Here is a 24693-nt window from a genome sequence, read left to right as displayed (position 1 = left end):
GGCCCGTCATGGGCGCGTGGTGGGTGGCTCCGCCGCCGGCCTTGAGGGCGGCCGCCGCGATCCGGTGGGCGCTGGTGGGCTGAGGGCCGCATGGCGAAGGGGCGCCCCCCAGTCGTGGCGGGGCGCCCCTGCTTCGGGCCGCTACTTGCTGAGTTCCGGCTTGGCCGGTGGGATCGGGGTGGCCGCCGCCGACTGGGGGGAGGTCGACGAGGCGAAGGCCGAGGGCGGTGCCATGGCCGCCGTCGGGTCCGCCGGGGCGTCCTCCGCCGGGGCCGGGGCGCCGCCGACGATGCGGATGCCGGCCGCGTCCAGCGCGCGCTTGATCCGCCAGCGCAGCTCGCGCTCCACCCCCAGGGCCTTGCCCGGCATCGTCTTCGCCGAGACCCGGATCGTCATGGAGTCCAGCAGCACCTCGTTGAGGCCCAGGATCTCCACCGGACCCCACAGCCGCTCGGTCCAGGGCTCTTCCTTCGCCAGGGACGCCGTGGCCTCGTTGATCACCGACTGGACCCGGTCCAGGTCCTCCGACGGGCGCACCGTGACGTCCACCGCCGCCGTCGCCCAGCCCTGGCTCAGGTTGCCGATCCGCTTGATCTCGCCGTTGCGGACGTACCAGATCTCACCGTTGTCGCCGCGCAGCTTCGTCACCCGCAGACCGACCTCTATGACCTCGCCGGAGGCCACGCCCGCGTCGACCGAGTCACCGACGCCGTACTGGTCCTCCAGGATCATGAAGACACCGGACAGGAAGTCGGTGACCAGGTTCCGGGCGCCGAAACCGATCGCGACACCCGCGACACCCGCGGAGGCGAGCAGCGGCGCCAGATCGATCTGGAACGCGCCCAGGATCATCAGGCCCGCCGTGCCGAGGATCACGAACGACGCCACCGAGCGCAGCACCGAGCCGATCGCCTCCGACCGCTGTCTGCGCCGCTCGGCGTTGACCAGCAGCCCACCGAGCGCCGTCCCCTCCACCGCCTGGGCGGAGCGGTTCATCCGCTCTATGAGCTTCGTCAGGGCCCGGCGGATCGCCATCCGCAGCAGCAGGGCGACGATCAGGATGAGGAGGATGCGAAGGCCCGTGTTCAGCCAGGTGGACCAGTTCTCCTCCACCCAGCCCGCGGCGCTCGTCGCCCGCTCCGCCGCCTCGTCGAGGCTGACGGGGACGGGCTGCGGATCGTCGGCGGTCGGCAGGGCGGACCAGGACACGGAGGACCTCCAGGCATGACGTACGCGGAGCATCCACACTAACGGGGCATCCGATGTGCTCCCGTTGCCCTGTTCGAGGGAGAGACGGACCTCACGCGGGGATGAACCGGGTGACGATACCGATGTGGTCGAGAACACCTCAAGCCCGTTACCACGACGTGGTGGCGTTCCGACCAGGCATGAGGAGAGACTGAGAGCAGTTCGTCCCGGCGCGAGCCACGCGCCGCCGGCGTATTAGGAGGCATCCGTGCCGCATGTCCTGGTCCTCAACGCGTCGTACGAGCCCCTCGGCGTCGTACCGCTCCGCCGCGCGCTCGTCCTCGTCCTCGAGAACAAGGCACTCTGCCTCGAGGAGTCCGGCGCCTTCCTGCACAGCGAGACCCGCGTCATTCCCGCACCCAGTGTGGTCCGGCTGAAGCGGTTCGTGCGGGTCCCCTACCGGGGGCCCGTTCCTCTGACCCGCAGAGCGCTCTTCGCCCGCGACGGCGGACGCTGCATGTACTGCGGTGGCGTCGCAACCAGCGTCGACCACGTCGTTCCGCGCAGCCGCGGGGGTACGCACGCCTGGGACAACGTCGTGGCGGCCTGCCGCCGCTGCAACCACGTCAAGGCCGACCGGCACCTGCGCGAGCTGGGCTGGCGGCTGCGGCACCAGCCCGCGCCGCCCAGCGGCCTGGCCTGGCGGATCATCGGGACCGGACACCGGGACCCCCGCTGGCTTCCGTACCTGCAGCCGTACGGCGCGGACGATGTGATGGCCCGGATCGACGCCGTCTCCCACGCCCCCTCGGGGGCCATGAGGACGGGCTGAGCCGGGCCTTCGCCGTACCGGGGCCGGCCGGCTCGGGGCGCCTCCCCGAGGCGTCCCTACTCGGGACGCTCAGGCTCCCGGGGCTCCTCGGCGCCTTCCGGCCGCTCGGGCCGTTCCGGCTGCTCCGACCCGGCCGGCGGGGCCACCGCGTACGTCTCCACCGACCAGAGCGAGTAGCCGTACTCCGTCGCCCGCGCGTCGCCCTGGACCCGCAGGAAGCGGGTGTCCGCCGCGTCCATCCGGACGCTCTCGCGCCCACCCCGCCCGTCGGCGACCGTCGCCGCCGTGCGCCAGGTGCGGCCGTCGGCGGAGACCTGGACGCGGTAGCGGGAGGCGTACGCGTCCTGCCAGTGGAGGACCACCTGCCCTATCCGGGCCGGCCGCGCCAGCTCCATCTGCCACCAGGCGCCGTCCACCAGCTCGGAGGACCAGCGGGTGGCCGGGTCGCCGTCCACGGCCGAGGCCGCGGGGAAGTCGGGCGTCTCGTCGCCGGAGGAGGAGGCCGTCGCGGTCCGCGCCAGGTCGGGGCCCGCCGTACGGGGGAAGGCCCGGACCGTCAGGACCCGCTCCTCGCCCGCGAAGGACACCGGCACCCGGTACGAGCCCGCCGGCGCGTCCGGCGCCACCGCTATCTCCAGCGGGACGGTCGCGCGCGTGCCGCGGGGCACGCGCGCCTCCTTGGGGAGCCGCACCGTGATCCCCTTCGGCGCCCGCGCCACCAGCTCCCCGCGCACCTCGTCCGCGCGCCGGCCCGCCAGCCGCACGTCCACCCGCTGAACGGGCCCGCCGATCTCGGCGTCCGTCTCGCTCCGGGCCAGCTCCAGCTCCGCGCGCGGCTCGTCGGCGAACCACGGCACCAGCGAGCGCACGTGCGGATCCGCGCCCTCCCAGGCGACGCGGACCGCGTCCACGCGCAGCCCCTTCACGTTCGCCTGCGTCCAGCCGGACGGGGAGACCGGACCCAGCGACCGCCAGCCCTCGCCGGGAACGTACGCCTCCACGCGCGCGGAGTCGCCCGCGCCCGGCTCCGTCATCACCGTGACCGTCTCGACGGGGCGCGCCCGCTCCAGCCGGACGGTGTGCGCCGCCGGCTCGCGGTCCGCCCGCCGCCCGGCGCGCTGCTCACGGTCCGCGCCGGTCCAGGCCGCCGACTCCGCCACCGCGCGCGTGAGGAAGGGATCGAGAACCCCCTTGCCGACGGTCGCCTCGCTCGCCTTCAGCGCCCCCCGCAGCGGCTCCAGCCGCAGCTGGGCCTGCCAGGCCGCCGCGCCGTCGCCCCGGGCCTGCGCCAACAGCATGTCGACGGCCGTCTCCCCGGCCAGACCGTAGCGGGACAGCTGCTCCAGCCAGGGCCGTACCTCGTCGTCCAGCGTGCCGTCCGCGGTCGCCGCCAGCCGCTCGGGCGCCTCGCGCATCACGGTGAACGCGGCCCGCAGCTCCCGGGCCGCCTTGTCCCGCGCCGCGGGGTCCGCGGTCGTACGGCTGTGCCAGAACGCGGCCATCAGCGGCTTGAGGTACGCCGACTCGCCCGTCGGGTCGAGGATCGAGGAGGCGTCGTTGCCGGCCAGCGCCCGCAGCGCCTCGCGGGCCGCCGGGTCCGGCCCGGCCAGCTCGTCCACGGCCGCCCGCCAGGACTCGCCCGGCCGGTAGCCCTTCGGGTTCCAGGCGTAGTCCGCGGCGGTGAAGAGCGGGATGCGGGAGACCGCCGCCTGTTCCATGGCGTTGGCCAGGAAGGCGGCCGAACCGGCGGCCACGGCCGGCTCGCGGCCCGTGGCGGGGCCGAGGAAGAGCCGGTCCTGGGCGTAGTCGTTGACGGGGTAGTTGTCCATGGTGACCAGCGGGTGGCGCAGCGCGTCGCGCGCGCCGGCCAGTTCCCGCCCGGTGATCGTGCGGGGGACGGCACCCACCCCCGTCCAGGCGACCTGCACCCGGTCGTCGAGCGCCGCCGCGAGCGCGGTGCGGTACTTCGTGGCGCCGTCCTGGTAGTACTCCGTCGGCATCAGCGTGAGCGGTTCCGCGTCCGGGTGGCGGGCGGCCAGGTGCCGGGCGACCTCGCTCGCCACGCGCGCGTGGGCGGCGGCCGCCGCCTCGGGGCCGCGTCCGAAGGTGTCCGCGTCCTCGGAACAGTGCCACTCGCTGTAGCTGACGTCCTGGAACTGGAGCTGGAAGGAGCGCACCCCCAGCGCCCACATGGCGTCGAGCTTGCGGGTGAGGGCCCGCACGTCGTCGTCCGACGCCAGGCACATGGACTGGGCGGGTGCCACGGCCCAGGCGAGGGTCACGTGGTTGGCGCGCGCCCGCTCGGCCAGCGCGCGGAAGTCGGCACGCTGCTCGGCGGGGTAGGGGTCGCGCCACTGGGTCTGGCGGTACGGGTCGTCACCGGGCGCGTAGAGGTAGCGGTTCTGCTTGGTGCGGCCCATGAAGTCGAGCTGGGCGAGGCGCTGTTCCTGGCTCCAGGGACGGCCGTAGAAGCCCTCGGCCAGGCCCCGCACGGCGGTGCCGGGCCAGTCCCGGAGGACGACACCGGGGACCGTCCGACCGCCGGCCGGACCGCCGATCAGCTGACGCAGGATCTGCACGGCGTGGAAGAGGCCGTCCTCGCCGACGCCGTCCAGGGCGACCGTGTCATGCCCCTGGACCCGGCCGGTGGCCAGCCGGTACCCGCCGCGCGGCAGGTCCCCCCGTTCCGGCACGCGCAGCGCCCGCAGGGCCTCACCGGAGGAGGCGTGGCCGGCGCGGATCACGGTCCCGCGACCCGGCAGGGACGGGTGGACGGTCCGCACCCCCGCCGCCCGCAGCACCTCGCGCAGCTCCGCGACGGCGTACGGATCGGCGTCGGCGTCCGTGAGCAGTGTCACCTCGTCGCCGAGCGGCACCGACGGACCCGCCGCCCGCGCCGACTGTGGCCGAGGCCACACCGGGGGGACCGCCCCCCGCTCCTCGGGGACGGTGACGGGAGACACGGGCGCGGCCTGGGCCAGGCCGGGCACGGCGCCACCGAGGAGACCACCGATCACCGCGGCGGCCACGGCCGTCGCGGTCCGCTTCCTGCGCCCGAGGTGCACGTGCGACTCCCTGTGTCACGAGTGGATGACGAGCCCACCACCCGGCTGACGAGAGTGTCAATGCAGCTGGCCGAAGTGTCCGCTTTGCCTGGTCCGCTTTCGGCGAGGTGACGCCCTTCGGCCAACTTCCGCCGGTAAAACGGGGTGCGATGGGTAGGTCTGACTCGTTGTTCACCTGTCGAGACGAACCGGGAGACCCCCGTGGCCGCGACCACCACCCCCCACTTCACGCACATACGCGTACCGAAACAGGGCCCGCTCACGAGCGAGCCGCCTCTTGCCGACGCCGCCCCCCTCACCAGCGAGCCGCCCATGACCCAGGCGGCCCCGCTCACCAGCGAACCCACCGCCCCCGGTACCGCGGGCGGCACGGAGTCCCCCGGAGCGTGACCGGTGGGCCGGCCGCCACCGTCCCAGAGACCTCTGGAGTGTGAAGTGACCCTGGCCCGTCTCGCCGAACTCCACGGCGTCGCCACCGCGTACGAGCCGTCCGAGGGCGTCACCGTCCAGGTGCCCGACGCCACGGTCGTCGCCGTGCTCGGCGCCCTCGACGTCGACGCCACGACGCCCGAGGCGGTCGCCGCCGCCCTCGGGGCGGCGCGACGGGCCACCGAGGACCGCCTGCTGCCGCCCACCCTGGTGCGGTGGCGGGACGACGGCCCGGTGTGCCCGCCCGAGGACCTTCCGCCGGACACCCGGCTGCGCGTCACCACCGAAGAGGGCGGGGTGGTGGAGGGCCCGGACTGGCACCCGCTCCCTCTCGGTGTCCACCGGGTCGAGGCCCTGGCGCCCGACGGGCGTGCCGGAGCGTGCACGCTCATCGTCGCCCCCGCGCGCGTGCCCCGGCCCGGGCGGCGGATGTTCGGCCTGCTCGCCCAGCTGTACTCGGTGCTCTCCGGCCGCTCCTGGGGCATGGGCGACCTGGGGGACCTGCGGGACCTCGTGACCTGGGCGGGCCGGACGCACGGCGCCGGGTTCGTCCAGGTCAACCCGCTGCACGCGGCGGTGCCCGGGGCGCCCACCGACCCCTCCCCGTACCGCCCCTCCTCACGGCGCTTCCCCGACCCGGTCCATCTGCGGATCGAGGACATCCCCGAGTACGGCTTCCTGGCCCCCGAGTACCGCGACGAGCGGGACGCCGTCCTCGCCGACGCCGCCGAACTGCGCGAGCGGGTCCTGCGCAAGGGCGCGCTGATCGACCGGGACGCGGTGTGGGACGTCAAGCGGCGCGCCCTGGAGCTCCTGCGGACGGTGGAGCTCGGCCCCGGCAGACGGGCGGAGTACCGCGACTTCCTGGCCGAGCGGGGTCGCGCCCTGGAGGACCACGCCACCTACTGCGCCCTCGCCGAGCGGCACGGGCACCACTGGCGGAGCTGGCCCGAGGAGCTGCGCGACCCCCGTTCCGCCGCCGCGGTGGTCCGCGCCGACGCCGAGCTGACGGCACGGGTCGACTTCCACTGCCGGCTGGCCTGGCTGACCGACCGGCAGCTCGCCGCCGCCGCCGAGGCCGCCCGGGAGGCGGGCATGGCCGTCGGGATCGTCCACGACCTCGCGGTCGGCGTCCATCCGGACGGCTCGGACGCCTGGGCCCAGCAGGACGCCTTCGCCGCCGGCATGTCGGTCGGCGCCCCGCCCGACGCCTTCAACGCCCGTGGCCAGGACTGGGGCCTGCCGCCCTGGCGCCCCGACGCGCTCGCCGCCTCCGGTTACGCCCCGTACCGCGGCCTCCTCAGGGAGCTGCTGCGCCACGCGGGCGCGCTGCGCATCGACCATGTGATGGGCCTGTTCCGGCTCTGGTGGGTCCCCGAGGGCCGCGAGCCGACGGAGGGCACCTACGTCCGGTACGACTCCGAGGCGATGCTCGCCGTGCTCGCCCTGGAGGCCCACCGGGCGGGCGCGCTCGTCATCGGCGAGGACCTCGGCACCGTCGAGCCGGGCGTCCGTGAGCGGCTCGCGCGCCGCGGGGTGCTCGGCACCTCCGTGCTCTGGTTCGAGCGGGACTGGTCCGGCACGGGCCGCCCCCTCGCCCCCGAGGAGTGGCGCACCGACTGCGTGGCCACCGCCACCACGCACGATCTGCCCTCGACCGCGGCCCGGCTCTCCGGCGACCACGTCGCCCTGCGCCACCGCCTCGGGCTGCTCACCGGCGACCTCGGGCGGGAGCGCGCCCTGGACGCGGCCGAGGTCGGCGACTGGCTCATGTACCTGGAGCGGCTCGGGCTGCTGCCGGAGGGACCGGGCGACGAGGAGGCCGAGGTCCGGGCCGTCCACCGGTTCCTGCTGCGCACCCCGGCGGCGATGGTGGGGGTGTGGCTGCCGGACACGGTGGGGGACCGGCGGCCGCAGAATCTGCCCGGAACCTGGGACGAGTACCCCAACTGGCGGCTGCCGGTGGCGGGCCCGGAGGGCCAGCCGATGGCCCTGGAGGAGCTGGCGGCCTCGCCCCGGCTCCACCGTCTCCTCTCGGTCTTCGGATCCCTCGCGGGGTCGCGCGGCGCGGGGGCCGCCGGGCCGGGGGGCCGATCCCCCGAGGAGCCGGGTGCCGGGCCGGGCGCCGGGCCGGGGGCGGGGTCCCGTACGGCACCCCCGGACGCGCGGCCCGTTTGAGGGTTCGCTACGTTTGCACCGTGGACAAGAAGAACGCCCTGCGCGCCGGTGCTGTCGCGGCCGGTACGACGCTGATGATGCTGCTCATGTCGTCCCCCGCGCTCGCGCTCACCCGCGACGACGGTGACGACCCGGCCCCCAAGCTGAGTGTCGTCGAGACCCTCGGCCTGTACGTGGCCGCGCCGATCGTGCTGTTCCTGGTGATCGCCGGTCTCGTGATGGTGCTCGACAAGTCCAAGAAGGCCTAGAGCCCCAGCTTCTCGACGAGGGCGCTGCGGCGGTACGTGAGTACCGCCGCAGCGCCCTCGTGCGCGTTCACCCGGCCGTCGTCGCGAGCAGCCTGCGCAGCAGCCCGGACAGCTGCTCCGCCTCCTCGGGCGTGAGCGCCTCCTCCAGCGCCGCCCGCTGCTGGGCAAGTCCGGCCCCCACGGCCTGGTCCACCAGCTCGCGGCCCCGCTCGCTGAGCGTCACCCGCAGCCCGCGCCGGTCGTTCGGGTCGGGGCTGCGGCTGAGCAGCCCGGCCTTCTCCAGCTTGTCCAGCCGGCCGGTCATGCCACCCGTGGTGATCATCAGGGTCGCCGTGAGTTCGCGCGGCGAGAGCGTGTAGGGCTCGCCCGAACGGCGCAGGGTCGCCAGCACGTCGAATTCCCCCAGCGCCATCCCGTAGGGGGCGTACGCCTTGTCGACGCGGCCGCGCATCGCCGCCGCCAGCCGGTAGATCCGCCCGAAGACGGCCATCGGGAGCGTGTCCAGGTCCGGGCGGACGACCGCCCACTGGTCGGTGATGGCGTCGACGGCGTCGTGCGCCGGGGGTTCGGTGCTGTCCATGGCGGCAGTCTCCTGAGAGATCGGCTCGACGGCAAGCAAGTGGATGCTAAGCCACTCACGAGAAAGATGCTCTCCAGGAAGTGGCTTGCCAACAAGTAGCTTATTGCTAAGCTACTTACCGCCAAGCCATTAGCGTTCCGGCTCCGAATCGAGGGGGATCCGCCATGTCCCGCAAGGCCGCCGTCGTTGCCCTCACCGCGCTCGCCCCGATCTCCTGGGGCTCCACCTACGTCGTGACCACGGAGTTCCTTCCGCCCGACCGGCCGCTCTTCACCGGACTGATGCGCGCGCTGCCCGCCGGACTCCTTCTGCTCGCCCTCACCCGCACGCTGCCGCGGGGCGCCTGGTGGGGGAAGGCCGCGGTCCTCGGCGGCCTCAACATCGGCGCCTTCTTCCCGCTCCTCTTCCTGGCCGCGTACCGGCTGCCCGGCGGGGTCGCGGCCGTCGTCGGCTCGGTCGGGCCGCTCTTCGTCGTCGGTCTGGCCGCGCTCTTCCTCGGTGACCGGCCCACCGGGCGCTCCCTGCTCACCGCGATCGCCGCCGCCTTCGGCGTCAGTCTCGTCGTCCTGCAGGCAGGGGCGGCCTTCGATCTCGTCGGGGTCGCGGCCGGCCTTCTCTCCGCCCTGTCGATGTCGGCCGGCACCGTCCTCACCCAGCGCTGGGGGAGGCCCGAGGGGGTGGGCGCGCTGGCGCTGACCGGCTGGCAGCTCACGGCCGGCGGGCTGATCATCCTGCCGATCGCCTTCCTGGTCGAAGGCGCCCCACCGGCCCTGGACTCCACCAGCCTGCTCGGGTACGGCTACCTCGCCCTCGGCAACACCGCGGTCTCGTACTTCCTGTGGTTCCGAGGGATCGAGCGGCTGAGCGCCTCCTCGGTGACGTTTCTCGGCCCGCTCTCGCCGATCACCGCGGCCGTCATCGGCTGGGTCGCGCTCGGCCAGGCGCTCGGACCGGTGCAGCTCGTCGGCATGGCGGTCGCCTTCGGCGCCACCCTGGCCGGTCAGCTGAGCCCCCGTACCCCGGCCTCCCGCGACTCCCGAAAGGTCGAACCGTTCAACTTTTCTGAAGGGAATGGTAAAGAACTTTCGATGGACCTGGAGGTTTCCTCGGTGCGACGGTAGGGCCGACACCGACCGAAGGGATCACCGTGGCACTCCTGGACCGCGTCCGCGCCGAGGCGGGAACGACCGACGAGCCGGCACCCGCGAAGAACCTCGCGCGGGGAGCCGGCCTCGGCGTTCTGCTCGCGCTCGTGGCCACGGTCGTCTGGTCCGGCAGCTTCGTCGCCTCCCGCGCCCTGCACGACTCCGTCCCGCCCGTCCAGGCCGCGTTCTGGCGCTGGATCGTCGCGATCCTGGCCGTCGCGCCCTTCGCGGCCCGCGCCACCTGGCGGCAGCACCGCGTGATCCGCCGTCACCTCGGCTTCGTCACCCTCGCCGCCCTGCTCGGCGTCACCGTCTACAACACCCTGGTCAACCAGGCCGGACTCACCACATCCGCCGGCAACATGGGCATGATCATGGCCGCCTCGCCGGTCCTGATGGCCCTGTACGAACGGCTCGGCGGCGCCCGGCTCGGCGCCCGGCGCGTGACCGGCATGACGATCGCCTGCGTCGGCGTGCTGCTCCTCGTCGGCAAGGGCGCGCTCCCCACCCGGCTCGCCGCGGGCGACCTGTGGATGCTGGCCGCGGCCGTCAGCTTCGCCTCGTACAGCGCCCTCCTCAAGCGCCGCCCGGCCGAACTCGGCGGCCTTGTCCTCCTCTTCTCGACCTTCGTACTCGGCGCGCTGATGCTCCTTCCGGCGTACGGCGTCAGCCTCGCCGTCCAGGGCGGCTTCGAGCCCTCCTTCGGCACGGTCGGCCCGCTGGTCTACGTCGGCGTCCTCTCCTCCGCCCTCGCCTTCTTCGCCTGGAACAAGGCCATCGCCCTGATCGGCGCGGCCCGCGCCGGGGTCGTCTACTACCTCCAGCCGGTCTGCGTGGCCCTGCTCTCCTACGCCCTGCTCGGCGAGGAGCTCGGGGCGGCGGGCGGCGCCTCCATGGCGCTCATCCTGGGCGGTGTGGCGCTGGCGAGCGCCGCCCGTGCCAGGGGATGAGCGGTCCGACCACGGGCGGACGGCCCGATAGGTTGCGCCCATGACCGAGTGGGACATCAAGAAGCTCCAGATCCTCCGCACCCTCCGTGACCGAGGCACCGTCACCGCGACCGCGGAGACCCTGCTCATGACCCCCTCGGCCGTCTCCCAGCAGCTCACCAACCTCGCCAAGCAGCTCGGTGTCCAGCTCCTGGAGGCGCACGGGCGCCGGGTCCGGCTCACCGACGCCGCGCATCTCGTGCTCCGTCACGCCGAGGCAGTCTTCGCCCAGTTGGAGCGCGCCGACGCCGAGCTCGACGGCTACCTCCGCGGCGAGGTGGGACAGGTCCGGGTCGCCGCCTTCTCGACGGCCGTCCCCGCGCTCCTGGTCCCCGCCGTGCAGCAGCTGCGGACCGCCCACCCCCGGCTCGACGTCCGGATCCGCGAGGCGGAGGCGTCCGAGGCGTACGAGCTGCTCGCCGCCGGCGAGGTCGACCTGGCCCTCTCGCTGGCCGCCCACGCCCCCTCCGTGCGCGACCCCAAGTTCAGCCGGGTCCCCCTCCTCGCCGACCCCCTCGACGTCGCCCTGCCCGCCGGGCACCCGCTGGCCGACGCGCCGGGGCTGCGCCTCGCCGACCTCTCCGCCGAGCCCTGGATCTTCGGCGGCTCCGGCCCCTGGTCCGAGATCACCACCGCCGCCTGCGAAGCCGCCGGGTTCGTGCCCGAACAGGCCCACAGCGCCGCCGGCTGGACCGCGATCCTCGCCATGGTCGAGGCGGGCATGGGCGTCGCCCTAGTGCCCCGGATGGCCTCCGCCGAGCGCCCCGCCGGCGTCGTCATGCGCGTCCTCTCCGCGGACCAGCCGCGCCGCCACGTCGTCGCGGCGGTACGGCGCGGGGCGGAGGAGGGCGTCGCGGTCGCCCGGGTGCTCGCCGCGCTCCGTCAGGCGGCCACCCAGCGCGAGAACGTTCCCCAGACCGTTCAGGAGAACTGAACACACCTGTCGAAAACATTCGATGGACCGACCAGGTCTCGCTCGTGCACAGTCGGTCCATGACCTTCGAGACGAGCCAGGACCAGGACCCGCATGCCAACGACGCCGCCCCCTACGGCGGAGGCGACCCGTACGCCGACTACCGCACCGGTGACTTCCCCTTCACCGAGCTGGTCGACCTGGCCGACCGCCGTCTCGGCGCCGGCGTCGTCGCCGCCAACGACGAGTTCTTCGCCGAGCGAGAGAACCTCCTCGTCCGCGAGCGCGCCGTCTTCGACCCGGAGCACTTCGGCCACAAGGGCAAGATCATGGACGGCTGGGAGACCCGCCGCCGCCGTGGCGCCGACGCCGAGAACGTCTTCCCCGCCCCCGAGGACCACGACTGGGCGATCGTCCGCCTCGGGGCCCCCGGCGTCATCCGCGGAATCATCGTCGACACCGCCCACTTCCGCGGCAACTACCCGCAGCGGGTGTCGATCCAGGCCACCGCCGTCGACGGCTCGCCCAGCCCCGAGCAGCTCCTCGCCGACGACGTGAAGTGGGAGGAGATCGTCCCGCCCACCCCCGTCCGCGGCCACGCCGCCAACGGCTTCGAGATCGACGTCGAGCGCCGCTTCACCCACCTGCGCCTCTGCCAGCACCCCGACGGCGGCATCGCCCGCCTCCGCGTCCACGGCGAGGTCGTGCCCGACCCCGAGTGGCTGGAGCTGCTCGGCACCCTCGACCTGATCTCCGTACTCAACGGAGGCGTCTACGAGGACGCCTCGGACAGGTTCTACTCCTCGCCGACCCAGATCATCCTGCCGGGCACCTCCCGCAAGATGGACGACGGCTGGGAGAACCGCCGCCGCCGGGTCCGCGGCACCAACGACTGGGTCCGCTTCCGGCTCGCCGCCCAGGGCGCCGTACGCGCCGTCGAGATCGACACCGCCTACCTCAAGGGCAACTCGGCCGGCTGGATCGCCCTCCAGGGCTGCAACGGCGACCCCTCCGCGGGCGCGGAGTGGTTCGAGATCATCCCGCGCACCCGGCTCCAGCCCGACACGCTCCACCGCTTCAAGCTCCCGGCCCAGGCCGTCGTCACCCACGTCCGCCTCGACGCCTTCCCCGACGGCGGCGTCGCCCGGATGCGGCTGCACGGCACGCTCACGGAGCGGGGCGCGGCCGACCTGCGCGCCCGCCACGCGGCGCTCGGCGGCTGACCCCCGGTCTCCGCCCGGCGGGCGGCCGCGCGCCGACGCCCGCCCGCCGAGCGGATCGAACGGACGCAGGGGCACCCCCCGGGGGAGGGCGCCCCTGCGTCGTGCCTTTCCGGGCCGCTACGCGGCGGCCGCGTCCGCCGCCCGCGCCTTCAGCGCGCGCTCGACGCCCGCACGGCACTCCGTCACCAGACGCCGCAGCGCCGGAGCCGGCTGGTGCTCCGCGATCCAGGCGTCCGTGGCGTCCAGGGTCTCCTGCGAGACCTGGATCGTCGGGTAGAGCCCGACCACGATCTGCTGGACGATCTCGTGGCTGCGGGTCTCCGCGATGCCCTTGATCGACGCGAAGTACTTCTCCGTGTACGGAGCCAGCAGCTCACGCTGGTCGGTCTGCACGAAGCCCCCGATCACCGCCTCCTGCACGGCGTTCGCCAGGGTGTCCGCCTCCACGACCGCCGCCCATGCCTCGGCCTTGGCCGCCTCGGTCGGACGGGCCGCGCGCGCGGTCGCCGCGTGACGCTCGCCCGCGGCGGTCTTGTCCCGCGCCAGCTCGGCCGCGATCTCCGACTCGTCGTACACCCCGGTCGCCGCCAGCCGCTGGACGAACGCCCAGCGCAGCTCGGTGTCCACGGCCAGGCCCTCGATCGTCTCGTTGCCCTCGAGAAGCGCGGCCAGCAGGTCGAGCTGCTGCGGCGTGCGGGCGGTCGCGGCGAACGCCCGGGCCCAGGCCAGCTGGTGGTCGCTGCCCGGCTCGGCCGCCTGCAGATGCGCCAGCGTCGCCTCCGTCCACCGGTTCAGGCCCGTCTCGCGCCACTCCGGCGCCGCGTACAGCTCCAGGGCCGCCTTCGTCTGCCCCTGCAGCGACTGGACGACGCCGATGTCGCTCTCCTTGCCGATGCCGGAGAGCACCAGCTCCAGGTAGTCGCGGGTGGCCAGCTCGCCGTCCCGGGTCATGTCCCAGGCCGAGGCCCAGCACAGCGCGCGCGGCAGGGACTCGGCGAAGTCCCCGAGGTGCGCGGTGACGTTCCCCAGCGACACCTCGTCGAGCCGGACCTTGGCGTACGACAGGTCGTCGTCGTTGAGCAGCACGACCGCCGGCCGGGCCTTGCCCTCCAGCTGCGGTACGCGCGTCAGCTCGGTGGCGGTGACGTCCAGCTCGACCCGGTCCGTGCGCACCAGCTTGCCGGTCGCGTCGAGGTCGTAGAAGCCGATCGCGATCCGGTGCGGGCGGAGGATCGACTCGCCCTTGGCGCCGGCGGGCAGCGCCGGTGCCTCCTGCTTGACGGCGAACGAGGTGATGACACCGCTCGCGTCCGTCTCGATCTCCGGGCGCAGGATGTTGATGCCGGCCGTCTCCAGCCACGCCTTCGACCAGGCCTTGAGGTCACGGCCGGAGGTCTCCTCCAGGGCGCCGAGCAGGTCCGACAGACGCGTGTTCCCGAAGGCGTGCGCCTTGAAGTACGCCTGCACGCCCTTGAAGAACTCCTCCTCGCCGACGTACGCGACCAGCTGCTTCAGGACGCTGGCGCCCTTGGCGTAGGTGATGCCGTCGAAGTTGACCAGCACGTCCTCGAGATCGTTGATCTCGGCCATGATCGGGTGCGTGGACGGCAGCTGGTCCTGACGGTACGCCCAGGTCTTCTCCGCGTTGGCGAAGGTGGTCCAGGCGTTCGGCCAGCGGGTGCCCGTCACGGAGGCCTGGCAGGCGACCGAGGTGAAGGTCGCGAACGACTCGTTCAGCCACAGGTCGTTCCACCACTCCATGGTGACCAGGTCGCCGAACCACATGTGCGCGAGCTCGTGCAGGATGGTCTCGGCCCGGCGCTCGTACGCCGCGTCCGTCACCTTCGAGCGGAAGACGTACTGGTCGCGGATGGTGACCGCGCCCGCGTTCTCCATCGCACCCGCGTTGAACTCCGGGACGAAGAGCTGGTCGTACTTGGCGAACGGGTAGTCGTAGGCGAACTTCTCCTGGAACCACTCGAAGCCCTGGCGCGTGACGTCGAAGATGTGGTCCGCGTCCAGGTACTCGGCGAGCGACGGGCGGCAGTAGATGCCGAGCGGGACGACCTGCCCGTCCTTCTCGTAGGAGGAGTGCACGGCGTGGTACGGACCGACGATCAGCGCGGTGATGTAGGTCGAGATGCGCGGGGTGGGCTCGAAGACCCACACGTCGTCCTTGGGCTCCGGCGTCGGCGAGTTGGAGATCACCGTCCACCCGCTCGGCGCCTTCACGGTGAACTGGAAGGTCGCCTTCAGGTCCGGCTGCTCGAAGGAGGCGAACACACGGCGGGCGTCCGGCACCTCGAACTGGGTGTAGAGGTACGCCTGGTCGTCGACCGGGTCGACGAACCGGTGCAGGCCCTCACCGGTGTTGGTGTACGCGCAGTCCGCGACGACCCTCAGCTCGTTCGCGCCCTGCTGCAGATGCTTGAGCGCGATCCGCGAGTCCCGGAAGACGGCGGCCACGTCCAGCGCGTGCCCGTTGAGCACGACCTCGTGGACGGCGGGGGCGACGAGGTCGATGAAGGTCTCCGCACCGGCCTCGGCGGAATCGAAGCGGACGGTGGTGACGGACCGGTAGGTGCCGCCCTCCTGCGCACCGGAGAGGTCCAGTTCGACCTCGTACGCGTCCACGGTCAGCAGCTTCGCCCGCTGCTGCGCCTCTTCACGGGTCAGGTTTGTGCCAGGCACCCGGTCAACTCCTCGGTTTCGTGACGTTTGACTCATCCTTCCACGGCGTGGCTCAGCGACGCACCGCACATTTCCACGGCCCGTCTCCGCTGATCCGCAGGAGTCCGGGACCGGACACGGGCGCGCTCACGCGGACCTCACCGATCTCGTTGACCAGCATGTCCTGGTCCTCGGCGTCGTACTCCGGCTCACGCGGCGGGGAGTGGTGGTGGACCGTGAAGTTGGACTCGCCGCGATGGAGGAAGTCGAGGACACCGGGAGGCCCGTCGTAGACGACCAGATCGTGCGCGAGGCCCTCGATGTGGCTGTCGAAACGGCGCGCGTGGGTCAGGGGCAGCACCCGCAGCGTCCAGGGGGTGTCGGCCTCGACCCGCAGCGTCAGCGGCCGGCCGCGCGGGACGAGCGCGACGGTACGGGCCCGGACGTCGTCCTCGTACGCCATGAGCAGGAAGTCCTCGGCACGGCCGTACGCGTCGCAGGACTCGATCGTGGTGGAGATGGAGTGGTACGACTCGATCTCCAGGAGGGCCCAGCCGGAGGGGAGGGAGGGGTCGCAGTGCACGGTCTCCTTGCCGCGGCCCTGGTGGACCGAGGGGCGGAAGGAGGAGGAGAAGGGGTCGACCGCGACGACGGGCGGAGCGGCCGGGGAGCCGTGGGCGGGGGCGTCGTACACGGGGGAGCCGTATGCCGGGGCGGCCGGGGATGCATAGGCCGTGGGTCCGTAGGCCGGGGCTCCATGGGCCGGGGGTCCGTAGGCCGGGACGGCCTGTGAGCCGTACGCCGGGGGCCCGTACGCGGGGACCGGGGGAGCCGGCGGCGGGACCGGGGTGACGTAGCCCGGGCCCGGGATCGGAGGTGGCGGGGCCTCCACCACGACGCCGAAGTCCCTCGCGAGGCCGGCGAGACCCGAGGCGTACCCCTGCCCCACCGCCCGGAACCGCCACCCGCCCGCGCGCCGGTGGAACGCGCCGAGGACGAACGCCGTCTCCGTCGTCGCGTCCGGGATCGGGAAGTACACCACCGGTGCGCCCGTGAGGTCCGTGACCCGTACGTCCAGGGCCGGCACCCGCCCGAAGGCCCCGCCGTCCGCGGAGGCGACGACCATGATCCGGTCGATCCCCGGCTCCACCCGCCCGAGGTCCAGCCACAGCCAGTCCGCGGCGGTGGAGCCGGGCGCGCCCGGCGCCGACTTGCCCAGATGCCGCACCGCGCCCGAGGGATGCCCGACCTGGTTGTAGAAGACGAGATCCGCGTCCCCCCGTACCCGCCCCCCGGCGTCGAGCAACAGCGCCGAGACGTCTACCTCCGGCGCCCCGGGCACCACTTGCCAGGCCACGGCGACCTGGACGGCCTGGGCGGGCACCGCGATGTCGGCGCCCTCGGGTATCTGGGTCATGCGCGGATCCTGTCATCCCGGGGCCCGGCTTCGAACGCGTTGTCCGAATTCCGCCGGGGTCGTGACCAGAGGACGCCGCGGGGACCTCGTCACCGGTGACACCGTGCGCCACCGGCACCATCGGTGGTCACGTCGTGCGTCGACTCACGTCAGAAAACGTCGGCAGCGTAGAACACCTGATTGTCTCCGTAATGGCAGTCCCACTGGCGAGCCGGAGCGCCGTTGTCCCTACGCCAATCCGCGATCTCAAGGCACTTGTTGCTGTTCACGTTCTTGAGGATGACCACGTGGTGTCCGTCCTTGACCGTGCCCAGCCACTCCCACTGCTGGTTGGCTCCTCCGTGACAGTCCCACTGCCGGACGGCAGCCCCGTTCGCCGTGCTCCAGTTCACGACCTCGAGGCACTTTCCGCTGTTCGCGTTCCACACCAGGTATCCCGGACCACCCTGATCCGAGAAGAACCACTGCTGGTTCCTGCCGAGATGGCAGTCCCACTGCCCGACCGCCGCGCCATTCGCCGTGCTCCAGCCCTGCACCTCGAGGCACTTGGCACTGTGCCAAGAAGTGAGCCTCTGCGGATAGGAGGAGGCAGACGCCGGTGACGCGGGGAGGAGCAGGGACACCAGCACGCCCGCCGCGACTGTCCCAGCAGCGCGGCGAACGAACGTCCGGATGCGACCTGACATGTTCATCTGATTCCTTTGATCGTCTCAGGGGTGCCGGCCGGCTCGGGCGCCGAACTCCGGCCTCCCGGCCGGTTTCCCTCGGGCGCCCGGCAGGGATATGGCGTGGTCAGGAGTAGACGCTCGTCCAGTCACCGCTCTGCGAGGTGGGTACCCAGGCGTTCGTCTCCCCGTAATAGGTGGCGAAGGAGCAGGAGCTGTTCTTGTAGAAGGTGACGGTGACCTCCCCCTTCCACCACCAGCCGCCGACCCAGGTGTCCTTGCCCGGCGTGGCGAAGCATCCCGAGGCCACGTTGCCGTTCTGGTTGTAGCCCTCGATGCGGATCGAGTAGACGACGCCGCTGCTGTCGTGGAAGTGGATCTGCTGTCCGTTGGACGCAGCCGACGACTGGCCGGCGGACCCCAGTACCCCGGCAAAAGCCAGCGTGGCGGCCCCCAAAGTGGTGGCAGCCTTCTTGATCAAGCTCATGTTTCCTCCATGGGACGGGTTCGGCCTCTCCTCACGACGACGCGAGAAGGCATGGAGGCACGGATGCCACGGGCCGCCGCGCTCGAATGTTGCGCCGGCCGGCGGGCTGGGCTGTCGCCCCGGGGCATCCGTTCACATTGCGGTGTCTCCAGAGGTGAATCTAGGCCGGAGCGACGCGCGGTGGTGTTCGTGGCGTGCAGGGTTTCTGTGCTCTGCGTGCCGTGCGGCATCCAGAGAGAGCGCACGATGTTCGGTAGGGGTGGTCCCGTAGGCCTCGCGAAATGCCCGGCTGAAACCGGTGGCGCTGGAGAAGCCCCAGCGCGCCGCGATCGCTTGAACGGGCTGACCTCTCAGTTCCCCACATGCGAGGTCGGCGTGGGCGCGTTCGAGCCTGCTCTGCCGGATACGCGCCGCGAGGGTCAGGGGCTGGTCGCCGAAGAGGGTGTACAGACGGCGCAGGGACATGTTGTGCCGATCGGCGATCACCTGAGGAGTCAGATCCGGGTCGCCGAGATTGTTCTCGATGAAGCGGTGGATCCGCTGCAGCGTCTCCTGCGCGCGAGCCTCGGCAGGCGCCTTGCCAGGGTCACCGAGCTGCCGCGCGAGAAACGCGGTGGCCAGGTCGAGGGTGACGGACCCCATCCCGCGCAGCTCCTCCGGGCGGCAGCGCGGGCCGCGGGTGAGCAGCGTCTTCAGGAAGTCGGCGAGGATCGCCCCTGACCCCGCGTCCGCGGCCAAGTTCTGTGCGAGGAGGCTGTCGAGGCGGTCCGAGCCCAGCGCCAGGGCCTGGCGGGGAATCTGTAGAGCCAGCGACTCGACCCGCCCGCCCGTGCATGCCCCCTCACTCGGTCGTGAGGTGTCGGTGAGCACGAGTCCCCCCGCGACCACCGATTCGTTGCCTCGTTGGGAGATCCTGACGGCGCCCTGTGTGATGAGCGCCAGCTGCACGTGTTCGGGGTCACCCCGCCGGATATGGGTCGAGGTCCGGCGCGAGAGCACCGGTGAGCACGTCACAGCGGACAGCCGCACCACGCCGAGATCCAGGTCCTTGATGTCCGCCCGGAAGTCGGCCGCCCGCCGTGTGCTCAGCGTCACAGGCATGACATCTCTGGACACTCTCTCGCAAAACCAATCGAACCTGTCCTCATGCGCCCCGACAGCATCCGACGCAGCCAGTGGTCCCACGCGATCCCCCGCACCTCGACGTGGCGGCCGTCCAGTCCCGTGCCGGCTGTCACGCAGCCGTGTTCCACCTCACCGCCTCAAGATCGATTATGAGACACCGGCTGCTCGACATCGGTCACGGTGACCTCCACGCCCACGGTGACCTCCACGCCGCGGGAACGCCGCAGGGGCGGCCGGATGCCGGCCGCCCCTGCGTGTGTCGCACTCGATCAGACCTGGCTGAGCTCCGCCGCGACCAGCTCCGCGATCTGCACCGCGTTCAGCGCGGCGCCCTTGCGCAGGTTGTCGTTGGACAGGAAGAGCGCCAGACCGTGCTCGACGGTCTCGTCCGCGCGGATGCGGCCGACGTACGACGCGTCCTTGCCGGCCGCCTGGAGCGGGGTCGGGATCTCGGAGAGCTCGACGCCCTCGGCGTCCTTCAGGAGCTCGTAGGCGCGCTCGACGCTGATCGGACGCTCGAAGCGGGCGTTGACCTGGAGCGAGTGGCCGGAGAAGACCGGGACGCGCACGCAGGTGCCGGAGACCTTGAGCTCGGGGATCTCCAGGATCTTGCGGGACTCGTTGCGGAGCTTCTGCTCCTCGTCGGTCTCGAACGTGCCGTCGTCGACGATCGAGCCGGCCAGCGGGACCACGTTGAAGGCGATCGGGCGCTTGTAGACGGCCGGCTCGGGGAACTCGACGGCCTCGCCGTCGAACGCCAGCTGGTCGGCCTGCTCGGCGACGGCGCACGCCTGGGTGCGCAGCTCGGCGACGCCCGCGACACCCGAGCCGGACACGGCCTGGTAGGTGGTGGCGATCAGCGCGGTCAGCCCGGCCTCCTCGTGGAGCGGCCTGAGGACCGGCATCGCGGCCATCGTGGTGCAGTTCGGATTGGCGATGATCCCCTTGGGTCGGTCCTTGATCGCGTGCGGGTTGACCTCGGAGACCACCAGCGGGACCTCGGGGTCACGGCGCCAGGCGGAGGAGTTGTCGATCACGACCGCGCCCTGCGAGGCGACCTTCTCGGCGAGGGCCTTGGAGGTGGCGCCACCGGCGGAGAACAGGACGATGTCCAGTCCGGTGTAGTCGGCGGTGGAGGCGTCCTCGACCGTGACCCCGTCCACGACCGTGCCGGCGGAGCGGGCGGAGGCGAAGAGCCGCAGCTCGTCGACCGGGAACTTCCGCTCGGCCAGGATCTTGCGCATGACTGTGCCGACCTGACCGGTGGCTCCGACGATTCCGACCTTCACGGGGATTCCTCCGTACGTATGTGCAGGCTGCTGCCCTCCATGATGCGTATGACCGGGCCTGCCTTGTCCAATCCATTGTCCGGGGATCGGGACGCGGAAGGGGCGGGCACCGGTTCCGGCGCCCGCCCCTCACCCGCACAGCGGTGTCACGGGGGGTGTTACGGAGTGACGCTGCCGATCACGACGCTGCCGGAGCCCGCGACCGTGCCGCGCGCGTTCAGCAGCTGGACCTCGCCGAAGAACTGCCGGCCCTCGGGCGCGGCACCGGCGACCAGGACCTCGGCGCCGACCGTGGCGCTCGCGCCGTTGGCCAGCGGGTAGCTCTTGGCCGCGTCGACCTGGACGCTGCCCAGGGCCGCCGAGTAGTACACGTCACGGTAGTCGAAGGTCGTACCGCCCTCGGCCTGGACCGAGTAGCCGTCGATCACGATGGTGTAGGTACCGGCGGCCGGCTTGACCAGCGAGACGGCCTCCTCCGAGTCGCCGTCGGCGGCCTGGCCGACCTGCTTGCCGTCGAGCAGGACCGTCAGGTCGAGGTCGGCGGCCTTGTCGGAGGTGTTGCCGATCGCCACGTCCAGCCGCTCGACACCCTCACCGATGGTGACGGTCTTCGTCTGCTGCTCGTGGTGCTTGATCGTCGGGGTCTCGACCTTGGCCGAGCCCAGCGAGCCGCCCTTCAGCTTGCCGTCGATCGCGGCGAACTTGTTGGTGACGGTCCACTCGACGGCGGCGGGGGTGCCGACCTTCGCCTCGGCGACGGTCTTCACGGCCGGGTCGAAGTCGGCGCCGAGCACCGAGACGTCCAGCTTGAACGGGTTGTCCAGGTCGGGCGAGGTGCGACGCGCCTCGACCTCGATCTCCCAGACGCCCGGCGTCGGGTTGGCGTACGAACGCAGGTCCGGACGGCAGGTGTTGGCCGGGTTGTAGTGCGGGTAGCACGCGGTGGACGCGGTGGACTCGATCGCCACGCCGTACGGGTGGATCGCGATGAACCGGGTCTGGCTCTTCGCCTTCAGGCCGCCGAGGGCGACCTCGAGGGTCTTGGCGCCCTGCGGAACGGTCACGAAGTACGACGTGTGGCTGTTGCGCTGCACCGTGCCGGACGCGGAGTGCGCGAAGCCGGGAGCGGTCAGGGCCTTGGCGACCACGACGGTCGACAGGATCTGCTTGTCGACGCCCTCGGTGCGCTCGTCGTCCAGCTCCAGGATGGCGCTGTGGACACCGGCCGTGCGCGGCAGCGCCTCGACCTTGACGGTCACCGGCTTGTTCAGCGGCAGCGTGATGTAGTCGTACGCGGTGGCGGCCCGGAAGGTGCCGTCGTTGTACTTCCAGTTCAGCTCGTGCCGCACGCCGTACGCCGGGCCGGAGGTCCGGGTGACGGTGACGTTGTACGTCTTCTTCTGGCCGACCTTGAGGCCGCCCTCACGGTCGTACACACCGGTGCCGGTGTGCGGGGCCGGGAAGATCGCCGTGTCGACCGGGGCCTCGACCTTGTAGTCGTGGGCGGTCGCGCCGTCCAGGATCGAGTCCCAGGCCTCGTTGATGTCGATCAGGCCCGAGCCCTGCTCGTGCGCCTTGACACCGGAGATCCGCTTCGCGGTCGAGGTGAGCGCGGTGCGCAGGGTGAGCGGCGAGACCTCGACGCCCTTCTGCTTCGCGGCCGACAGCAGCAGCGCGCTCGCGCCCGCCACCTGCGGGGAGGACATCGAGGTGCCGTTGAGCATCCCGTAACCGGCGGGCAGCGCGTAGCCGGCCTCCGGCACGCCGGAACCGGCCTGCCAGGTCGGGATGGTGTTCACGGACGAGCCCGGACCGGTGATGGTCGGGGTGAAGCCGCCGTCCTCACGCGGGCCGCGCGAGGAGAAGGGGAACATGGCGTACGACTTGGTGACGGCCGAGCCGTAGTTGGCGGCCCAGGTCGACTTGGAGATGGCCGCGCCGACCGAGACGACCTTGTCGGCCAGGCCGGGGTCGCCGATGGTGTTGATGCCCGGGCCGGAGTTGCCGGCCGAGATCACCAGCTGGACGCCGTACTGGTCGATCAGCCGGGTGTAGAGGCGGGCGCGGACGTTGTCGCCGTCGTTCTGCGCCGGCAGGCCGCCGATCGACATGTTGACGATGTCGACGCCACGGTTGACGACGAGGTCCGTCATGCCCTCGGTCAGGGCGGTGTTGGTGCAGCCGCCGGTCCACGTGCAGGCGCGGGAGGAGACGATCTTCGCGCCGGGCGCGGCACCGTTCATCTTGCCGCCGAACAGGCTGTTCGCGGCGGTGATGCCGGCGACGTGCGTGCCGTGGGAGGACTCGACGATGCCGATGTTGACGAAGTCGGCCTTCTTGCCGACCCAGGTGCCGCCGGCCGGGTCCATCGGGACGTCCTTGCGGATCTCCACGACGAACGGGGTCTTCTCGACGACCTCGGTGGCCGGGTTGTCGGTACCGAACCAGCCGATCTGGTACCCGTCCTTGTACGGCTTCATCGGCGCGTTGTCCGTGAAGTCGTTGTTCTGGTCGGTGTCCACACGGACGGTGCCGGCGGCCGGGTCGTACAGCATGCCGAAGAGGTCGGTCGTGTCGCCGTCCCGGTTGATGTCACCGGCCGGGTCGCCGCCCGCGGTGATCGCCTCGTTGAAGCGGCTGAACTGGTAGGAGCCCTCGGGCGCCTTCCAGGACTGCGTGGAGGCGCTGAAGACCGGGCCCGTCACCGGGGTGATCTGGGCACGCCAGGTGGCGTCGCCCTCGGTCAGCGGGTCGGTGGCGGTGACCCAGTCGACGATCTTGCGCTCGCCGGTGGTGGTCTTCTGCAGCGCGGGGTGGCCGAGGTCGACACCGGAGTCGAGGATGCCGATGGTCACGCCGCGGCCGTCGGCCTGGGGGTGGTCCTCGACGAACTCGACCGCACCCGTCTCGTGGGACGGGTTGTACGGGTTCTTCGCCGGGGTGTTCTTGCCGGGGGCCGGGTACGTCGTGGTGACGGTCGTGCCCTCGACGGCGCCGGTGGCGGCGCCCGCGTCCGGGGTCGGGTCGTCCAGCTTGATCTCGGCCTGGAGGTCGATCGACTGGACGGAGGAGAGCTTGGTCGCCGCCTTGATGGCGGCCTCCGCCTTGGCGGTCGGGATCGTGGCGCGGACGTAACCGAGCTTGTCGTCCTGCTTGCCGACCGAGGCGCCCTGGACCGCGTCGAGCTGGCCGGCGACCTGCTCGGTGGAGCCGGGGGCGGTGGCCACGAGGATCGTGACGTTCTTCTCGCCGGCGGCCTCGGCCTCGGTCAGACGCTGGGCGTCCGTCGGGCCGAGCTTGTCGGCGGAGTCGGCTGACTTCACCGGGGGAGTGGTCGCCGGATCGTCGGCGGCCAGGACCGGGGCGGCACCGGCCGCGATGAGCGCGGTCACGAGTCCGGCGGCGGCCGCGATACGGGCCGCGCGTCTGTGCCCGGAGGTCGAGCGCCCGGGTATGGAGCTCTGGGTTTCGGGGGTGGTCATTTACATCCCTGTTTGTGAAAGAAGAGGGTCCGGATTCCGGTACCGGATGACCGCTCAGCCTTTCGTAAGTGACAGGGGTTTGTGGAGAGTTGTCGAGGGGCGGTTTACGGCCTTGGCACACATCCGCCACCGGACGTGATGCGCCATGAGGAGCGAACCCTCTCGAAAGGGGGCGAAACGACTCGCTTGTACCGCCAGTTAGTTGTCCTTTGTACGGGCGTAGTGTCGCGAGGCCTTGGCCCGGTTGCCGCACTTCGTCATCGAGCACCACCGTCGCGTGCCGTTCCGCGAGGTGTCGAAGAAATGCAGGATGCACGCCTCGTGGGCGCAGGCCCGGATCCGGTCCGGAGCGGTGCGCAGCAGATCGAGGTAGTCGCGGACGGCGGTCCAGCCGGGTCCCCAGGTGGCGTCCTCGAACTCCGGCTCCTCGCCCGGCCCCCCGGGTGTGAGGGTCGCGCGGATGCGGCCGTGCCCGAGGACGGCGTCGACGCGCGCGACGGCGGCGGGGTCGCCGGGGAGGTCGCCGGAGAGATCGACGACGCCGGCGAGGGCGTCCCGGGCGACGAGCGTGTGCCGGAGGGTCGTCGCGTCGGCGGCGAAGCGCTCGTCGAGGTCGTTCGCGGCGAGCCAGATGGCCAGGCCGCCCGTGTCCGTGAGCAGGTCCTGGCGCCCCCCGTCCAGCATCCAGCGGGTGTTGAGCAGGTCGAGCGAGACGGGCTCGCCGAGCAGGGGCCGCGGGTCGGAAACGGTCATGGCGGACACCCTCCT

Annotated in this window: 19 protein-coding genes; 8 read left to right on the top strand and 11 right to left on the bottom strand. The window is 72.2% G+C overall.

Annotated features, from left to right (window positions below; all coding sequences use genetic code 11):
• Positions 1-141: 141 nt before the first annotated feature.
• Positions 142-1209 carry a mechanosensitive ion channel family protein gene (locus tag ACZ4VW_RS14665; RefSeq protein ID WP_467962114.1) on the bottom strand — a complete coding sequence of 356 codons (1068 nt, stop codon included), beginning with the start codon at positions 1207-1209 and terminating at the stop codon, positions 142-144.
• A gap of 247 nt (positions 1210-1456) precedes the next feature.
• On the opposite strand from ACZ4VW_RS14665, the gene ACZ4VW_RS14660 reads away from it, so the two are divergent.
• Positions 1457-2020, top strand: a complete 564-nt coding sequence (locus ACZ4VW_RS14660; protein ID WP_467962112.1) for an HNH endonuclease — start codon at positions 1457-1459, stop codon at positions 2018-2020.
• Between the two features lie 56 nt (positions 2021-2076).
• Here ACZ4VW_RS14660 and ACZ4VW_RS14655 read toward each other — a convergent pair whose 3' ends face one another.
• Positions 2077-5085 carry a beta-N-acetylglucosaminidase domain-containing protein gene (locus tag ACZ4VW_RS14655; protein ID WP_467962110.1) on the bottom strand — a complete coding sequence of 1003 codons (3009 nt, stop codon included), beginning with the start codon at positions 5083-5085 and terminating at the stop codon, positions 2077-2079.
• Positions 5086-5286: 201 nt separating this feature from the next.
• On the opposite strand from ACZ4VW_RS14655, the gene ACZ4VW_RS14650 reads away from it, so the two are divergent.
• Genes ACZ4VW_RS14650 through ACZ4VW_RS14640 form a run of 3 tightly spaced genes read left to right on the top strand, consistent with a single transcriptional unit; the run spans position 5287 to position 7940 of the window.
• On the top strand, positions 5287-5475 hold the full coding sequence (locus ACZ4VW_RS14650; RefSeq protein WP_389171129.1) for a hypothetical protein: 189 nt from the start codon (positions 5287-5289) through the stop codon (positions 5473-5475).
• Between the two features lie 45 nt (positions 5476-5520).
• The gene (gene malQ / locus ACZ4VW_RS14645; RefSeq protein WP_467962108.1) at positions 5521-7692 is read left to right on the top strand and encodes a 4-alpha-glucanotransferase; all 2172 of its coding nucleotides are present in this window, start codon (positions 5521-5523) and stop codon (positions 7690-7692) included.
• Positions 7693-7712: 20 nt separating this feature from the next.
• Positions 7713-7940 carry a hypothetical protein gene (locus tag ACZ4VW_RS14640; protein ID WP_315893271.1) on the top strand — a complete coding sequence of 76 codons (228 nt, stop codon included), beginning with the start codon at positions 7713-7715 and terminating at the stop codon, positions 7938-7940.
• A 67-nt stretch (positions 7941-8007) separates the two neighbouring features.
• Here ACZ4VW_RS14640 and ACZ4VW_RS14635 read toward each other — a convergent pair whose 3' ends face one another.
• Positions 8008-8520, bottom strand: a complete 513-nt coding sequence (locus ACZ4VW_RS14635; RefSeq protein ID WP_467962106.1) for a MarR family winged helix-turn-helix transcriptional regulator — start codon at positions 8518-8520, stop codon at positions 8008-8010.
• Positions 8521-8684: 164 nt separating this feature from the next.
• Here ACZ4VW_RS14635 and ACZ4VW_RS14630 point away from each other — a divergent pair, with 164 nt between their 5' ends.
• The 4 genes from ACZ4VW_RS14630 to alc are packed head-to-tail and all read left to right on the top strand — an operon-like array spanning position 8685 to position 12790.
• Complete coding sequence (locus ACZ4VW_RS14630) at positions 8685-9641, top strand: EamA family transporter (protein ID WP_467962104.1); 957 nt, start codon at positions 8685-8687, stop codon at positions 9639-9641.
• Between the two features lie 26 nt (positions 9642-9667).
• A complete protein-coding gene (locus ACZ4VW_RS14625; RefSeq protein ID WP_467962102.1) occupies positions 9668-10615 on the top strand; it encodes a DMT family transporter in 948 nt (315 codons plus the stop codon).
• Between the two features lie 40 nt (positions 10616-10655).
• Positions 10656-11588, top strand: a complete 933-nt coding sequence (locus ACZ4VW_RS14620) for a LysR family transcriptional regulator (RefSeq protein WP_467962100.1) — start codon at positions 10656-10658, stop codon at positions 11586-11588.
• A gap of 59 nt (positions 11589-11647) precedes the next feature.
• Positions 11648-12790, top strand: a complete 1143-nt coding sequence (alc, locus tag ACZ4VW_RS14615; protein WP_467962099.1) for an allantoicase — start codon at positions 11648-11650, stop codon at positions 12788-12790.
• A gap of 117 nt (positions 12791-12907) precedes the next feature.
• On the opposite strand, the gene pepN is transcribed toward alc, so the two are convergent.
• From pepN to ACZ4VW_RS14575, 8 genes are all read right to left on the bottom strand, one after another.
• Positions 12908-15481 carry an aminopeptidase N gene (pepN, locus tag ACZ4VW_RS14610; protein WP_467962097.1) on the bottom strand — a complete coding sequence of 858 codons (2574 nt, stop codon included), beginning with the start codon at positions 15479-15481 and terminating at the stop codon, positions 12908-12910.
• Positions 15482-15533: 52 nt separating this feature from the next.
• Complete coding sequence (locus tag ACZ4VW_RS14605; protein ID WP_467962095.1) at positions 15534-16877, bottom strand: TerD family protein; 1344 nt, start codon at positions 16875-16877, stop codon at positions 15534-15536.
• A gap of 149 nt (positions 16878-17026) precedes the next feature.
• Entirely contained in the window at positions 17027-17563 is a 537-nt protein-coding gene (locus ACZ4VW_RS14600; RefSeq protein WP_467962093.1) for an RICIN domain-containing protein, read from the bottom strand.
• A 106-nt stretch (positions 17564-17669) separates the two neighbouring features.
• Entirely contained in the window at positions 17670-18029 is a 360-nt protein-coding gene (locus tag ACZ4VW_RS14595) for a hypothetical protein (protein ID WP_467962091.1), read from the bottom strand.
• Positions 18030-18161: 132 nt separating this feature from the next.
• Positions 18162-19214, bottom strand: coding sequence for an AraC-like ligand-binding domain-containing protein (locus ACZ4VW_RS14590; protein WP_467962089.1), 1053 nt, complete (start codon positions 19212-19214; stop codon positions 18162-18164).
• 209 nt (positions 19215-19423) lie between these two features.
• On the bottom strand, positions 19424-20443 hold the full coding sequence (locus ACZ4VW_RS14585) for an aspartate-semialdehyde dehydrogenase (RefSeq protein ID WP_467962087.1): 1020 nt from the start codon (positions 20441-20443) through the stop codon (positions 19424-19426).
• Positions 20444-20601: 158 nt separating this feature from the next.
• Positions 20602-23925: a S8 family serine peptidase gene (locus ACZ4VW_RS14580; RefSeq protein ID WP_467962085.1), complete on the bottom strand. Its 3324-nt coding sequence runs from the start codon at positions 23923-23925 to the stop codon at positions 20602-20604.
• Positions 23926-24123: 198 nt separating this feature from the next.
• The gene (locus tag ACZ4VW_RS14575) at positions 24124-24678 is read right to left on the bottom strand and encodes a CGNR zinc finger domain-containing protein (RefSeq protein WP_467962083.1); all 555 of its coding nucleotides are present in this window, start codon (positions 24676-24678) and stop codon (positions 24124-24126) included.
• Positions 24679-24693 lie beyond the last annotated feature (15 nt).

This window comes from Streptomyces sp. NPDC029139 (genome assembly GCF_055564335.1).
The sequence above is the reverse complement of the archived record's forward strand: the minus strand, read 5'-3'. Positions and strand labels throughout refer to the sequence as shown.